Annotated in this window: 15 protein-coding genes and 1 tRNA gene; 6 read left to right on the top strand and 10 right to left on the bottom strand. The window is 28.1% G+C overall.

Going from position 1 to position 14,269, the window contains the following annotated elements; translation table 11 throughout:
* The first annotated feature begins 2 nt into the window (after window positions 1-2).
* A complete protein-coding gene (locus ACD570_RS05465; RefSeq protein ID WP_337198355.1) occupies window positions 3-176 on the top strand; it encodes a hypothetical protein in 174 nt (57 codons plus the stop codon).
* Here the strand turns inward: ACD570_RS05465 and ACD570_RS05460 are convergent, their stop codons facing one another.
* The 4 genes from ACD570_RS05460 to ACD570_RS05445 all read right to left on the bottom strand — a co-directional run bounded on the left by ACD570_RS05460 (window position 177) and on the right by ACD570_RS05445 (window position 2,972).
* Window positions 177-755, bottom strand: a complete 579-nt coding sequence (locus ACD570_RS05460; protein WP_239820594.1) for a hypothetical protein — start codon at window positions 753-755, stop codon at window positions 177-179.
* 72 nt (window positions 756-827) lie between these two features.
* Entirely contained in the window at window positions 828-1,700 is an 873-nt protein-coding gene (gene cmoB / locus ACD570_RS05455) for a tRNA 5-methoxyuridine(34)/uridine 5-oxyacetic acid(34) synthase CmoB (protein ID WP_337202616.1), read from the bottom strand.
* A gap of 808 nt (window positions 1,701-2,508) precedes the next feature.
* Window positions 2,509-2,594 (bottom strand) — tRNA-Leu (locus tag ACD570_RS05450).
* 27 nt (window positions 2,595-2,621) lie between these two features.
* Window positions 2,622-2,972 (bottom strand): F0F1 ATP synthase subunit C, encoded by a 351-nt coding sequence (locus ACD570_RS05445; protein WP_200279404.1) that lies wholly within the window; start codon window positions 2,970-2,972, stop codon window positions 2,622-2,624.
* A 237-nt stretch (window positions 2,973-3,209) separates the two neighbouring features.
* Here ACD570_RS05445 and ACD570_RS05440 point away from each other — a divergent pair, with 237 nt between their 5' ends.
* The 3 genes from ACD570_RS05440 (at window position 3,210) to pckA (ending at window position 8,074) form a co-directional block, all read left to right on the top strand.
* A complete protein-coding gene (locus ACD570_RS05440) occupies window positions 3,210-4,559 on the top strand; it encodes a sodium-dependent transporter (RefSeq protein WP_337207565.1) in 1,350 nt (449 codons plus the stop codon).
* A gap of 151 nt (window positions 4,560-4,710) precedes the next feature.
* Window positions 4,711-6,489 carry a biotin/lipoyl-containing protein gene (locus ACD570_RS05435; RefSeq protein WP_337204678.1) on the top strand — a complete coding sequence of 593 codons (1,779 nt, stop codon included), beginning with the start codon at window positions 4,711-4,713 and terminating at the stop codon, window positions 6,487-6,489.
* A gap of 10 nt (window positions 6,490-6,499) precedes the next feature.
* Window positions 6,500-8,074 (top strand): phosphoenolpyruvate carboxykinase (ATP), encoded by a 1,575-nt coding sequence (pckA, locus tag ACD570_RS05430; RefSeq protein ID WP_417904205.1) that lies wholly within the window; start codon window positions 6,500-6,502, stop codon window positions 8,072-8,074.
* A 15-nt stretch (window positions 8,075-8,089) separates the two neighbouring features.
* Here pckA and ychF read toward each other — a convergent pair whose 3' ends face one another.
* Genes ychF through rpiB form a run of 6 tightly spaced genes read right to left on the bottom strand, consistent with a single transcriptional unit; the run spans window position 8,090 to window position 12,662 of the window.
* Complete coding sequence (gene ychF / locus ACD570_RS05425; RefSeq protein WP_200279392.1) at window positions 8,090-9,193, bottom strand: redox-regulated ATPase YchF; 1,104 nt, start codon at window positions 9,191-9,193, stop codon at window positions 8,090-8,092.
* On the bottom strand, window positions 9,190-10,641 hold the full coding sequence (locus ACD570_RS05420; protein WP_417904204.1) for a leucyl aminopeptidase: 1,452 nt from the start codon (window positions 10,639-10,641) through the stop codon (window positions 9,190-9,192). Before ACD570_RS05420 ends, ychF begins: the two co-directional genes overlap by 4 nt.
* On the bottom strand, window positions 10,641-11,339 hold the full coding sequence (locus ACD570_RS05415) for a DedA family protein (RefSeq protein ID WP_200279387.1): 699 nt from the start codon (window positions 11,337-11,339) through the stop codon (window positions 10,641-10,643). Before ACD570_RS05415 ends, ACD570_RS05420 begins: the two co-directional genes overlap by 1 nt.
* A gap of 8 nt (window positions 11,340-11,347) precedes the next feature.
* Window positions 11,348-11,896, bottom strand: coding sequence for an adenine phosphoribosyltransferase (apt, locus tag ACD570_RS05410; RefSeq protein ID WP_337204682.1), 549 nt, complete (start codon window positions 11,894-11,896; stop codon window positions 11,348-11,350).
* Complete coding sequence (locus tag ACD570_RS05405) at window positions 11,893-12,225, bottom strand: hypothetical protein (RefSeq protein ID WP_200279381.1); 333 nt, start codon at window positions 12,223-12,225, stop codon at window positions 11,893-11,895. The genes apt and ACD570_RS05405 overlap by 4 nt, the downstream gene beginning before the upstream one ends.
* A gap of 2 nt (window positions 12,226-12,227) precedes the next feature.
* Window positions 12,228-12,662 (bottom strand): ribose 5-phosphate isomerase B, encoded by a 435-nt coding sequence (gene rpiB / locus ACD570_RS05400; RefSeq protein ID WP_337197376.1) that lies wholly within the window; start codon window positions 12,660-12,662, stop codon window positions 12,228-12,230.
* Window positions 12,663-12,854: 192 nt separating this feature from the next.
* On the opposite strand from rpiB, the gene ACD570_RS05395 reads away from it, so the two are divergent.
* Both ACD570_RS05395 and ACD570_RS05390 read left to right on the top strand, forming a co-directional pair.
* A complete protein-coding gene (locus ACD570_RS05395) occupies window positions 12,855-13,403 on the top strand; it encodes a CheB methylesterase domain-containing protein (RefSeq protein ID WP_200279375.1) in 549 nt (182 codons plus the stop codon).
* A gap of 15 nt (window positions 13,404-13,418) precedes the next feature.
* A complete protein-coding gene (locus ACD570_RS05390) occupies window positions 13,419-14,204 on the top strand; it encodes a CheR family methyltransferase (protein ID WP_337198348.1) in 786 nt (261 codons plus the stop codon).
* Window positions 14,205-14,269 lie beyond the last annotated feature (65 nt).

Raw genomic sequence — 14,269 nt, 5'->3', positions numbered from 1 at the left:
TTATGAAAAAATATATACTGGTTATAATATCACTTTTAGGATTTTCTGGATGTTTTATTAATGAAAGAGGTATTTCAAATCGTTTTTATGACGATTGTAAGGAATATTATGATGCAAGCGGAATGTATCATAAAGACTGTCCTAATAATTGGATTGATATTAAAATGACTCCTTAATTATTTTCCCATTGAGGCTAAAATTGTTGCTGCCATTGCATCAGGATTAACACCAGATGTGTTTGATTTTTCTTCTTGTTGTGTATCTTTAACTGAATTAACTGGTGGACGTTTTAAATTAAAAATGTGTTCATCCGTAGTTACAATTTGTATTGTACCTTCAAACATTTTTATATCTTTTGTATATCCAATCACCCTTACATCTCTTTTTTTAGATGTTTCATCAAATAAGGCATGGGCTTCAAGCTGAAGAACGTCTCCTATTTTTAATGGAGCATAAAAAAAACATTTTGATCCTATAACGACAGAAAATTCTTTATTAATTGCAGCTTGCGCAACATAATTAGCGGCGGCAAATATAAAAGCATCAAAAATTAATCCATGTTCATCAACTACCATATCATTTGTTGTAATTAAAATAGATTTGGCAAAATTTTTATCAATTTCGATAATGGTGCCCGCTACTGAAGTATTGAGTTCTAAACAGGTTATAAGTTCAGATCTTACTTTGGATAAATTTTCCTGCGAGACATATTCTTCAAGTTGTACATAGTCTTCAAAATTGTCTTTTTTTGCCATTTGTTACCTTTTTTTTGATAAATATTTTATCTATAAATTCAAAAATGAAAATCGGCAAAAAATAAAAATAATTTATATCTTTATTTTTACATAAACTCTTTTTGGGGCTTCATAACCTTCTACAGTAAGATTTTTATTATTTGGATCTAAAAAATTATTTAATGAGTAAGAGTCAATCCATTCTGTTTTTCTTTGCTCATTTTCATCAGTTTTTTTTGTGCTTAAAATTTGAAAATCTTTAAAGCCCGCTCTTTCGCACCAATTTTTTAAAGCACTTATGCTTGGAATAAAATAAATATTTGGAATTTTTGAATAGGTTTTATTTGGAACAAGTGCAATTTCTCTTTCATCTTCTATATACATAGTGTCTAAAAAAACTACCCCATTTTTATTGAGTCCTGACTTTAATTCTTTTAACATTTTAATTGGATCGCTTCTATGATAAATAACTCCAAGGCAAAAAATCACATCAAACTTAAGTGGATAATTTGGAAGATCTTCGACACCTAAAAGCTCATATTTTATTGAAGTTTTAGCTAAGGCATTGATGAGTTCAAATTGTAGTCGATATTTTATAGAGGGATCAAAACCTACTAATAATGCTGGGTTAAATTCGAGCATTTTAAACATATAATAACCATTGTTGCACCCAATATCTGCTACTGTTTTTCCTGAAATTTCATTCATAAAAGGTTTTAAGATATTAAATTTAATATAACTTTTCCATTCGGTGTCAATAAAAAGATCATTTATTTGGAAAGGACCCTTTCTCCATGGTTTTAACTCTTTTGCAAGTTCTAAAATTTCATCTTTTTGAATGTTATTTGTATTTAAAATCACACTATCTTTTAAATAGAGTTTATTTTCATTATTTAATTCTTTTAATTTTTGAATTTTAAGATATAAAGGATGTTTTAATAATTGATTTTCTAAAATATTTTTCATCGGGGCCTTTTTAGAGAATATATTTTTTTTAATTATGCAAAATAAAATTATAACAAAAAGATATTTATAAAAATTCTTATGAAATTAATAAAGTTAGAAAATTAGAATAATTTTATGTTTAATTTGTGAAAAATTCAAAATTATTTAAAACTAAATCACTAAAATAAAATTCTAATAAATTAAGAATGCAGCTAGATTTGACTTTAAGTTGAGTGAATCTGAGTATTTTTATTGCAAAATTAGAAGATGTAATTATGAATTTGATAATGCTAAATGTATTAATGTAAGTAGTTGTAAAATAGAACTTTTAAAAGCTTTGGTGAGCTATAGAAAAGCAGTTTGTTACTACTAGAACTAGCAAAAAGTAATAGGAGAAAGTAGAGTTTAATTATAATTTATCTTATAAAAATCCTGATTAAAATGTGTAATTACGGTAGAGATTATATCTTGAAAATATATTTTGTTTTTTTTATTTTTTAATTATAAAATATTTATATATAAAACAATTCATATGGGTAAATTTTATTTTCGCGATTTTAAATTCATTTTTTATTATAAACTTTAATCGATTGCTTTTATTTTTTTAAATTATTTAAATATGAGATTATATCTATAAAAAATTATTAACTTTACTATTAATATAAAGTGTAAAATATTAATCAATATTTTCTAGACTTTTTGGTTTAAGAATAAAAGGTTGGCAAATTTAAAAAATATAAATTTTTGGGAAAAAACTTTATTAAAAATTTTTATAAATATTTTAATTGGTTTAATAATTGAAATAATTTATAGAGTTGTATAGTATTAATGGTGCGGTTAGCGAGATTTGAACTCGCACACGCTGAGCGCACCACCCCCTCAAGATGGCGTGTCTACCAGTTCCACCATAACCGCATAAAAGTCCAAAATAGGACTTTATCTTTAAGATGCAGCAGGAATAAATTTTATAAAAGGGTTTGCATAAAGTGCTATAAGAGCAATAACAAGCGCATAAATCACTTGTGCTTCAATCATAGCTAAAGCAATGAACATTGTAGTCATTAATTTTGGTCCAAGTCCAGGATTTCTAGCTGTTCCTGCTATAGTTGCTGCAGCTGTACTTCCCATACCGATAGCACCACCGAGTGCCGCAACTCCTAATCCCAAACCAGCAGCTAATACTGAAAAAGCTTTAATCCAAGTGTTCATAGCTTCTTGTTCTACTAAATTATTTGTTTCAGCTGCAAAAGCCACTGCTGAAAAAGCTAAAAGCAGAAAAAATATTTTTTTCATAATAAAATACCTTTGTGTTAATAAAAATTTCTATCCTAAACCTTTAATATTAAATACTTTCGGCTTGCGTATCCCTACTTGATATTTAAATTAAAAGATTTAAAATTAACTCCGAAATGTTACTATGTTTTATCTTTATTTTTATTGAAATATATTGTTAATTTTGCAATCTTTCATAAAAAATTAAAACTTTTTTTGCTTTAATAAACGTTTTAAAATATATTTTAAGGTTGTATTTTGAGTTCTAAATTTTCAAAAATAGGTTTTATTTTAGCTGTTGCAGGTTCAGCTGTAGGTTTAGGAAATGCATGGAAATTTCCAACTCTCGTAGGACAAAGTGGAGGATCTGCATTTATTTTGCTTTACATTATTTTAACCTTAGGGGTTGGTTTTGTTATTTTTTTAGCTGAATTAAGCATTGGTAAAATTAGCGAAAAAGATCCAGTAAATGCTTATAAAAAATTAGCACCTAAATATAAAAAGGCTTGGTCTTTTGTAGGTTTTACTATGATAGGATCAATTTTAATTGTATCTTTTTATGCTTTAGTGATTGGATGGGTGGTAAAATATGCTTATTTAAGTGTGATTGGAAAACTACCAAATAATTTAGAAATAAGTAAAATTGAATTTGAAAATCTTACAGCTCATGATTTTTTAAGTCAATTTGTTTGCTTTACTTTGGTATTTTTTGTTATTTTTTACATTGTTTCTAAGGGAATTAAAAACGGCATTGAAAGATTAAATGTATGGATGATGCCTTCTTTGTTTATTTTGTTAATTTTAATGCTAATTTATGCAATGAGTAAAGATGGATTTATCTTGGCTTTAAAATTTCTTTTCATTCCGGATTTTCATAAAATTAATATTTCAAATATTCTTGAAGCTTTAGGACTTGCTTTTTTCAGTTTATCCTTAGGGGTTGGAACTATTATCACTTATTCAGCAAGTTTGCCTGATCGAACTAATTTTATTACAAGTACTTTAAATATTATTTTTATTAATCTTTTAGCAGGTCTTTTAATGGGTCTTGTTGTTTTTACTTTTATTTTTGAATTTGGTTACGATCCTAATCAGCAGGGCCCAGGTTTTGTTTTCGTTTCTTTGGCTACTTTATTTGAAAAACTTGGTTTAATTGGTCATATTTTCGGGGCTGCTTTTTTTGTTTCTTTAGTGTTTGCAGGTATTACTTCAGCTGTTTCTATGATCGAACCTTCAACTTTTTATTTGATCAATACTTTTAAAATAAGTCGCAAAAAAGCTTTAATTTTGATAGGTATTTTTGTATATATTTTGGGTATTTTATGTATTTTATCTTCTTTAGATGCTACACAGTTTAAAATTTTAGGAATGAGTTTTTTTGATTTATTAGATAGCTTTTCTAGTAAGATTATTATGCCATTAGGCGGAATTTTAATTGCAATTTTTGTTGGTTTTGTGATAAAAAGAGAAACTTTAGAAATTTTATTTAAACCTTATATGGGAGGCGTATTTTTTAAAATTTGGTATGTTTTTATAAGATTTATATCGCCTTTAGCAGTTTTTGTAGTTTTAATAACAAAACTCTTAGAATTTTATATAAAATTTTAAATTTATTGGGTGATATTTGCCCAATAATTTTTCTTCAATCTTTTGCCTATTTTTCACATTAATATAATTTTTGTTTGATTATTGTTTATTATGTATGAAATGTTATTATTTTCTTTGTATAATACTTTGATATTAATGCTAAGGAAAAAGCATGGCTAAAAAATTTATAGATGTGATGGATACAAGTTTTAGAGATGGCTTTCAATCAGTTTATGGAGCTAGAATTTTAACAAAGGACTTTTTACCTGCTTTAGAGGCTGCAAAAGAAGCAGGGATTAATCATTTTGAATTTGGCGGAGGAGCTAGATTTCAAAGTTTATATTTTTATCTTAATGAAAATGCCTTTGATATGATGGATAAATTTCGTTCAATTGTAGGCAAAGATGCTAATTTGCAAACCTTAGCAAGAGGGATTAATACTATTGCTTTGGATACTGGAAGTAGAGAGCTTGTTGAATTACATGCAAAACTTTTTGCAAAACACGGAACAACAACTATTCGGAATTTTGATGCTTTAAATGATATTAATAATCTTAAATTTAGTGCAGAATGTATTGTTAAATATGGATTAAAACATGAAATTTGTATCACTTTGATGGATTTGCCTCCGCATTGTTATGGAGCTCATGATGTATCATTTTATGAGAAAATTTTAAAAGAAATTTTACTTTCAGAAATACCTTTTCATAGTATTTGCTTTAAGGATGCAAGTGGAACTTCAAATCCTAATAAAATTTATGAAACTATCAAAATGGCAAAAAGAGTTTTGCCTTCAAATACTCATGTGAGACTTCATACTCATGAAACAGCAGGAGTAAGTGTAGCTTGCTATTTAGCAGCTTTAGAAGCAGGTGTTGATGGTATTGATTTGGCTGCAGCTCCTGTTAGTGGAGGAACTTCACAGCCTGATATTTTAACCATGATGCACGCGCTTAAGGGAAAAAATTATGATTTAGGCGGTTTGAATGAAGAAAAAATTTTAGTATACGAAGAAACTTTAAAAGAATGCCTTAAGGATTATTTTTTACCTCCTGAGGCGAGTAGGGTTAACCCTTTAATTCCTTTTTCGCCTATGCCAGGAGGTGCTTTAACTTCTAATACACAAATGATGAGAGATAATAATATTTTAGATCGTTTTCCAGAAGTAATTAATGCGATGCGTGAGGTTGTTGAAAAAGGTGGATTTGGAACATCAGTTACCCCAGTTTCTCAATTTTATTTTCAACAAGCTTTTAATAATGTGATATTTGGTCCTTGGAAAAAAATTGCCGAAGGCTATGGTAAAATGGTTCTTGGTTATTTTGGAAAAACACCTGTAAAACCAAATGATGAAGTTGTAAAACTTGCAGCAGAGCAGCTTAAGTTAGAGCCAACAGAAGAATTAGCAATCGATTTGGCAGATAAAGATGAAACGAAAAAAATATCTTATATTAAAAGTTTGTTAGAAAAAGAAAATATTGAAATAAATGAAGAAAATATTTTTATTGTAGCAACTTGCAAGGAAAAAGGAATAAGCTTTTTAAAAGGAGAAGCTAAAATCAATATACGTAAAAACGATTTAGCAGCATCTAAGCAAAATATAGATGAAAATCATTTTACAGTAAAGGTTAATGGAAATAAATATTTTGTTGAAGTGAATTCTGGATTTGATGATAAAATTGAAATTAAAAATATAGAGAAAGTAGAAAATAATATTCAAAATGCTAATTCTATTCAAGGAATTCAAGCTCCAATTTCAGGATCACTTTTTAAAATACATATTAACGAGAATTCTGAAGTTAAAAGTGGTCAAGTCGTGGCTATCTTGGAAGCTATGAAAATGGAAATTGAAGTTAATGCGCCAAAAGATGGAGTAATTGAGAAGATTAATGTAAAAGTAGGCGATAGTGTTAGTGAAGGCCAAATCATTGCAACCTATAAAAATAATTAAAGGATAAAAAATGAGAAAAATAGAAAATTTAGGTTTAAAAAATATAGGTAAAATTTATCACAATTTAAGTTATGAAGAGCTATTTAAGCATGAAAATACCAATCAAGAAGGACAATGTACTCAAAGCGGTGCTTTTAGTGTTGATACAGGTATTTTTACCGGTAGAAGTCCAAGAGATAAATATTTTGTTAAGCAAGAGCCTTCGAGTCAATTTATAGCTTGGGGTAAGACAAATCAAGCTATAAATAAAGATTTATTTGAAAAACTTTTAAATAAAGCTAAAAATCAATTAGATGGAAAAGATATTTATATACAAGATGTTTTTTGTGGAGCTTCCTTAAAAAGTCGTAAAGCTGTGAGATTTGTAACTGAGGTAGCATGGCAAGCACATTTTGTAAAGAATATGTTTATTGAGCCAAGTCAAGCAGAATTAGAAAATTTTAATCCAGAATTTATTGTTTATAATGCTTGTAAGTGCCACAATGATGAATTTAAAAAAGATGGGTTAAATTCTGAAGTTTTTGTTTTATTTAACATAGAGGAAAATATTGCTGTTATTGGTGGAACTTGGTATGGTGGAGAAATGAAAAAAGGTATTTTTTCAATGATGAATTATTGGTTACCTCTTGAAAATAAACTTTCAATGCATTGTAGCGCTAATGTTGGTGAAAAAGGAGATGTGGCGCTATTTTTTGGATTGAGCGGAACTGGAAAAACTACTTTATCAACTGATCCTAATAGAAAATTAATTGGAGATGATGAACATGGATGGGATGATGAGGGTGTATTTAATTTTGAAGGAGGATGCTATGCAAAGACAATTAATCTTGATCCTAAAAATGAGCCAGAAATTTATGCCGCTATAAAAAGAAATGCACTTTTAGAAAATGTAGTTTTAAACGAAGATAAAAGTGTAGATTATAGTGACGCAACAAAAACTGAAAATACAAGAGTGTCTTATCCAATTGATCATATTAAAAATCATGAACCAACTTTAAAAGCTGGACATCCAAAAAATATTATTTTTCTAAGCGCAGATGCTTTTGGGGTCTTACCTCCTATTAGTAAATTAAGCAAAGAACAAGCAATGTATTATTTTTTAAGTGGATATACTGCGAAAGTAGCTGGAACGGAGCGTGGTGTAACTGAACCTCAAGCTACATTTTCGGCTTGTTTTGGAGAGCCTTTTATGCCACTTCATCCAACTGTTTATGCAAGATTACTCGGAGAAAAAATTGATCAACATGGAGTAAATGTTTTTTTAGTCAATACTGGTTGGACTGGTGGAAGTTATGGAATTGGACAAAGAATGAGTATTAAGGCTACTAGATCTTGCATAAATGCGATTTTAAATGGGAGTATTAATGATTGTGAATTTGAAAATTTTGAAGTATTTAATCTGGCTATTCCTAAAAACATTATAGGAGTTGAAAGTTTGCTTTTAAATCCTATTAATACTTGGAAAAATCGAGAAGAATATTGTTTAAAAAGAAATAAACTTGCAAAAATGTTTATAGAAAATTTTAAACGCTATGAAGATGTTAAAGAAGGTTTAGAATTTAGTAAATTTGGTCCAAAAATTTAATGTTTAGATGAAAATCTAAACATTAAACCTAAAATGCATTATATCTCCATCGTTTACAATATAATCTTTTCCTTCAAGTCTTAATTTTCCAGCTTCTTTTACCTTTGTTTCTCCACCATACTCTATATAGTCTTGATAAGAAATGACCTCTGCTTTTATAAAGCCTTTTTCAAAATCATTATGGATAACACTTGCTGCTTTTGGAGCTTTCCAACCTTTTTTTATTGTCCAAGAACGTACTTCAATAGTTCCAGCTGTAAAATAACTAATAAGTCCAAGTTTAGAAAAGGCTGTGCGTATAATTTGATCAAGTCCACTTTCTTTAACTCCTAAAGAGTTTAGCAATTCATAACTTTCTTCATCGCTAATGCCGACTAATTCCTCTTCAATTTTCGCACAAAGTTTTATCACTTCGTGATTATTTTTTTTTGCGTATTCTTTTAAATTTTTCACATATTGATTATCTTCATTAATCCCTTCTTCGTCAACATTAGCTCCGTAAATTACTTCTTTTGCCGAGAGCAATCTTAATTCTTTAATCAAATTTTTATAAACTTCATTTTCTTTATCGAGATAAGAACTAGCCGGTAAACCTTTATTGAGGTGTTCTAATAATAAATTAGCAAGTTCTAAATTTTCTTTTGCTCCTTTTTGATTTGACTTAACTTCTTTGGTAAGTTTTTCTATTTTTTTATTAAGCTGTTCAATATCTGCTAAAATAAGTTCGGTATTAATAATTTCTATATCTCTTATAGGATCTACTTTGCCTTCAACATGAGTTATATTTTCTTCATCAAAACAACGCACTATATGTAAAATCATTTCAGTTTCGCGTATATTAGAAAGAAATTTATTTCCTAAGCCTTCCCCTTTGCTAGCTCCTTTTACAAGTCCTGCTATATCTACAAATTCAATCAAAGAATGCATAATTCTTTCCGGATTTACAATCTCTGCAAGTTTATTAAGTCTGATATCTGGAACTTCTACCATTGCTTTATTGGGCTCTATTGTGCAAAAAGGATAATTAGCACTTTGAGCATTTTGTGCTTTTGTTAAAGCATTGAAAGTTGTTGATTTTCCAACATTTGGAAGTCCTACTATTCCAACTGAAAGACTCATTTATTTTTCCTTAAAAGGTGAATTAAAAAATTAACACACATTCTAACACCCGCACCGCTAGCGCCAAAATTTGAATATCCCCAGTTTTTTTCTATGTAAGCAGGTCCTGCTATATCAAGATGCAACCATTTATCTTTGTATTCTTGTCGTATAAATTTATCTAAAAAAAGTCCTGCTGTTATTGCACCGCCATAACGACTTGATGAAATATTGCAAACATCAGCTATATTGGATTTGATAAGATCTTTAAGATAAGGATTAAAATGTAAAATTGTTGCATATTCCCCACTTTTTTTAGAGCTTTGGTAAAATTCATTTTGTAATTCCTCATTGTTACCCATAATACCACTGGTAAATTCTCCAAGACCTACTACACAAGCTCCTGTTAGAGTGGCCATATCAATTAAAAGATCAGGTTTTAAATCTTGTGCATATGAAAGACAATCAGCCAATACTAAACGACCTTCAGCGTCAGTATTTCTTACTTCTATACTAATCCCTTCTCGAGAAATTAATACATCATCTGGTTTATAAGCATTTCCGCCTATCATATTTTCTGTAGCGCCTAAAATGCAATGAATTTCTAGATCTAAATTAAGTTCTGATACTGCTTTGATAATTCCCATTGCAGCAGCTGCACCACTTTTATCAGCTTTCATTGTTACCATGTAATCAGAAGGTTTGAGACTTAAACCACCGCTATCGTAAGTAAGACCTTTTCCTACAAAGACAATTCTTTTTTTGGAATTTTTAGCCTTATAGCTTAAGTGAATTAGATGAGGGGGAAGATTTGAAGCTTTATTTACAGCTAAAAAAGCATTCATTTTTTCTTTTATAAGAAATTTTTCATCATAAATCTTGCAAGTTATATTTTTATGTTCTTTTGCTAATTTTTGTGCATCTTCAGCCATTTTTAGAGGTGTGTAAATTTCAGGAATTTCGTTGACTATATCTTTTGTAAAATTAGTAGCATTAGCTAAGATTTGTCCACGTTCTAGGCCTATTTTAGCTTCATTTGAATTAATTTTTTTTCCATTTAATTCTTGACTTGAAATAAATATTTTTTCAAGCGTGCTTGTTTGTTTTTCTTTTTTATATTTATCAAAATTGTAAGTTCCAAAGAGTATACCTTCTGCTAAAGAGCAAAAACTTCTTACGGTACAATCTCCAAGAATACTAGGTAGTTTAATACTTTTAATATTTAATTTTTCTAAATTTTTATAAATATTAAAAAAGCATAATCTAATATCTTCATAAGATAAACTTTTTAATTCTATAAAAAGTTTATGATTTCTTATATCTAGTAATACACCTTCGCCTTTAAAGTTATTTAATTCGAAAAATTTTTTCTCTTCACTATAATTTTCTAAATTTTTATTTTGAATAAAGACTACTTCAAAATCAGCTTTAATAGAATTTAGTTTTTTGTCTTCAAAAATAAATTGCATTATTTTTTTCTCCTTTCTTTCAATATCGCTTTTTCTATGCGTTTGAAAATAAAAATGATCCCTAGTAAAAAGCCAATAACAATAATAGCAGCAAGATACCAATATTCTTTAATCCATTCTTTTGACCAATGAAGAAAGGTTTGGATTAAGCTACCAAAATACCATGCTAAAAGTATGGTAATAGTAGCCCAAACCCAAGCACTTAAAAGATTTATCAGAGCAAATTTTTTGCTATTGTATCTAGTTATACCTATACTCATAGGAATTATTGTTCTAAATCCATACATATAGCGTTGTATAAAAATAATAGGCCAACCAAAACGTTGCAAAAGAAGATGTGCCACTGCAAATTTTCTTCTTTGGGATCGAAGTTTTTTTTGAATATATTTTTTATTATATCTTCCAATATAAAAATAAATTTGATCGCCAACAAATCCGCCAAGTCCTGCTACAAAAATAGCTAAAGCTACATTCATTTTTCCATCATGTGCTGCGACTCCAGCTAAAATAAGTCCGATTTCTCCTTCTAAAATACTCCAGCAAAAAAGTATTAAATAACCCCAAGTTTCGACGTGTTTATCCCAAATTTTTATAATAAAATCTTCTAAAGAGAAGTCATTTTTAGTAAAGTTATAAATTATATAAGCTATAATAACAATTAAAATTGCAAAAGCAAAGATTTTAAACCATTTTTTCATTTGTTCCCCTAAAAATCCAATACACTATAGGCTGCACAATATTTTTCTAATTTTTTCATTCCGCCTAAATTTTTTAAATTGATTAAAAAGCAAGATTCTATACACTCGCCACCTGCTTGTTTTATTAACTCTAAAGAAGCAATAGCTGTACCTCCAGTAGCAATTAGATCATCCATAAGTAAAACTTTTGCATTTTTTATATCCCTAAAAGCATCTTGATGAATTTGTACTTTATCTGTACCATATTCTAATTCATATTCGCAGGTAAAAACAGACGATGGAAGTTTATTAGGTTTTCGGATTGGTACAAAAGGTAGATCAAGTTTTGCACAAAGCATTGCTGCAAAAATAAAACCACGGCTTTCGGTTCCAGCTATAAAATCCAATTTCATATCTTTATAGCGTTCGCTTAAATGATCAAGTAAAAAAGACAAAACCTTTTTATTATTTAATAAAGTAGTGATATCTCTAAAAATAATTCCTTCTTTTGGAAAATTTGGAACAACTCGTATGCTTTCGGATAAAATTTTTTTTCCTTCTTCTGTAAGTTTTTTCATAATAATGCCTCAATTTTTGCTTCTAATTCTTTTATTCTTTGTCTTAATTTATCATTTTCTAAACGATATTGAGAATTTCTTGTCCTTAAAGAACTTAAGTCAGTTTTAATTTTATTTAATTCTTCTGTTAATATGTCAATATTACCTAAACTACGTTGGAGTTGAATTTGGAGCTTTCTAATGATAATCTCTGTATCATCAAGATTGGTTTTTATAAAATCTTTGGAATTTTTTTCTTTACTTAATAAAGTTTTATAATAAAGTAACATTACAACAAGATAAAGCGTTGCACATATGAGAATAGTTAAAATAAACCAATTTGCAAACATTATTAATCTACCTCGATTTTTTGAATTCTTCTTATATGTCTATCTCCATCAAACGGAGTTTGAATAAAATTTTCTATAATATTAATAGCCATTTCAATTCCAATTAATCTTCCACCTAAAGCTAATACATTTGCATCATTGTGTTGCCTTGATAATTTTGCGCTTAGTCCTTCATGGCATAAGGCACAACGAATATTTTTATGTTTGTTAGCTGCTATAGAAATTCCAATACCTGTTCCACAAATTAATATCCCAAAGCAGTTCGAGTTTATTTTGGAAGCTAATAAATGCGCAAAGTCTGGATAGTCACAACTTTGAGCATTATTAGTTCCTAGATCTTCAAAGATTATATTTTTTTCTTTAAGATAGGTGCAGATTTTTTGTTTAAGATTAAAACCAGCATGATCACTTGCAATATAAATTTTTTCTTTCAGCATAATACAAACCCAATATTTTTAGTAATATTTTATATTATTGTATAAATAATATTAACATAATAAAATATAAAAATAGCTTTTTAAGATAAATTCTTATAAGACTAAGTTTTTATTTTTTTAAAAATATGCTAAAATTATAAAATAAATTTTTTAATCAATTTATAACATAATTAAAAATTTTTAAGGAAATAAATGAAGCTTATACTTATAGGATCTTCTACCGGTGGTCCTAATCAATTAAAGTTTCTTTTAAATGATGTAGATATCAAAAATACAACTGTGGTGATAGCACAGCATATGAGCGCCAGTTTTATTCCATCATTTGTAAATCAATTTGATAAAGAAGCTTTGAGCAAAGTGTCTTCTTTAAATGATAAAGAAGTTTTAACAAATAAAATTTATATTTGTCAAAAAAATACCACTTTGTCAGGAAATTTAAGTCTTGTGGCAAATTGGAAAGATGTTGCAACTAGTTTTAAACCCAATGTTGATTTATTATTTCATTCTGCAATTCCTTTGGTTAAAACTAATAAAATTCTTGCGATTATTTTGACCGGAATGGGTGATGATGGTGCTAAAGGTTTGTTTGAGTTATATAAAGTTGGGGTAAAATGTTTATGTGAAAATCAAGCAGATAGTGTTGTTTATGGTATGCCTAAAAAAGCAAAAGATATGAATCCAAATTTAAGACCCATGAGCTTAAAAGAAATTAAACAAGAAATTATAAATTTTATAGAATGAGGGTGGTTTTTAATTATGGAAGAAAAAATTAATCCTACAGAATTAGAATTAAATGAATTTATACATATTATTAATGAAATTAGTGGTATTGATTTAAATGAAAAAAGAAATATTTTAGCTTTAAAATTGTCTAAATTTGTTTTAGGGACTCGATCAAAAACTTTTGCTGAATTTTTAAGCAAACTTAAAATTAATAGACAACTTAAACAGGATACTTTAGATTTTGTTACCATAGGTGAAACTTATTTTTTAAGAGAGTTAGCGCAACTTAAAGAAATTATTTTTTATATAAAAAGTCTTGAGAAGCATGTTAATATTTTAAGTGCACCTTGTTCTAGTGGAGAAGAAGTTTATTCTATAGCTATATTAGCAGCTCAGAATTTTATAAAAGATTTAACCATTACTGGGATTGATATTAATTCAAATGTTATTGAAAAAGCTAAAATAGGTCAATATCAAGGAAGAACGCTACATCGTTTAAGCGAGAGCGAAAAAAGGCGATTTTTTAACAATACTCAAGAAATTTTTACTATAAATAAACAAGAATTGTGTAGATGTAATTTCGAACTTTGTAATGTTTTTGAGGATAAATTTTTAAGATTAAACAAGTTTGATATTATAGTCTCAAGAAATATGATAATTTATTTTGACTATGACTCAAAGATTAAACTTATGGAGCGTTTCTATAAGATTTTGTCCGATAGAGGGAGATTATATATTGGAAATGCAGACTTGGTTCCTGAAAATCCTTTTTTTAGAAAAGTTTTTTCATCACATGGAACTTATTATGAAAAAATTTAAAATTAATATTTGATTATTTTTTAGTATTTTATAAAGTAAAAATATTAATTTTTCTAAATTATATT

This window comes from Campylobacter sp. LH-2024 (assembly GCF_048270605.1).
Classification (GTDB): Bacteria; Campylobacterota; Campylobacteria; order Campylobacterales; family Campylobacteraceae; genus Campylobacter_D; species Campylobacter_D molothri.
Note: the sequence above shows the minus strand (reverse complement) of the source record. Positions and strands in the feature narration are given on the sequence as shown.

What these genes read in the sequence shown, in the direction of transcription:
- ACD570_RS05465 (WP_337198355.1), top strand. Translation starts at nt 3, where the DNA reads ATGAAAAAATATATACTGGTTATAATATCACTTTTAGGATTTTCTGGA.
- ACD570_RS05460 (WP_239820594.1), bottom strand. Translation starts at nt 755, where the DNA reads ATGGCAAAAAAAGACAATTTTGAAGACTATGTACAACTTGAAGAATAT.
- cmoB (WP_337202616.1), bottom strand. Translation starts at nt 1,700, where the DNA reads ATGAAAAATATTTTAGAAAATCAATTATTAAAACATCCTTTATATCTT.
- ACD570_RS05445 (WP_200279404.1), bottom strand. Translation starts at nt 2,972, where the DNA reads ATGAAAAAAATATTTTTTCTGCTTTTAGCTTTTTCAGCAGTGGCTTTT.
- ACD570_RS05435 (WP_337204678.1), top strand. Translation starts at nt 4,711, where the DNA reads ATGGCTAAAAAATTTATAGATGTGATGGATACAAGTTTTAGAGATGGC.
- pckA (WP_417904205.1), top strand. Translation starts at nt 6,500, where the DNA reads ATGAGAAAAATAGAAAATTTAGGTTTAAAAAATATAGGTAAAATTTAT.
- ychF (WP_200279392.1), bottom strand. Translation starts at nt 9,193, where the DNA reads ATGAGTCTTTCAGTTGGAATAGTAGGACTTCCAAATGTTGGAAAATCA.
- ACD570_RS05420 (WP_417904204.1), bottom strand. Translation starts at nt 10,641, where the DNA reads ATGCAATTTATTTTTGAAGACAAAAAACTAAATTCTATTAAAGCTGAT.
- ACD570_RS05415 (WP_200279387.1), bottom strand. Translation starts at nt 11,339, where the DNA reads ATGAAAAAATGGTTTAAAATCTTTGCTTTTGCAATTTTAATTGTTATT.
- apt (WP_337204682.1), bottom strand. Translation starts at nt 11,896, where the DNA reads ATGAAAAAACTTACAGAAGAAGGAAAAAAAATTTTATCCGAAAGCATA.
- ACD570_RS05405 (WP_200279381.1), bottom strand. Translation starts at nt 12,225, where the DNA reads ATGTTTGCAAATTGGTTTATTTTAACTATTCTCATATGTGCAACGCTT.
- rpiB (WP_337197376.1), bottom strand. Translation starts at nt 12,662, where the DNA reads ATGCTGAAAGAAAAAATTTATATTGCAAGTGATCATGCTGGTTTTAAT.
- ACD570_RS05395 (WP_200279375.1), top strand. Translation starts at nt 12,855, where the DNA reads ATGAAGCTTATACTTATAGGATCTTCTACCGGTGGTCCTAATCAATTA.
- ACD570_RS05390 (WP_337198348.1), top strand. Translation starts at nt 13,419, where the DNA reads ATGGAAGAAAAAATTAATCCTACAGAATTAGAATTAAATGAATTTATA.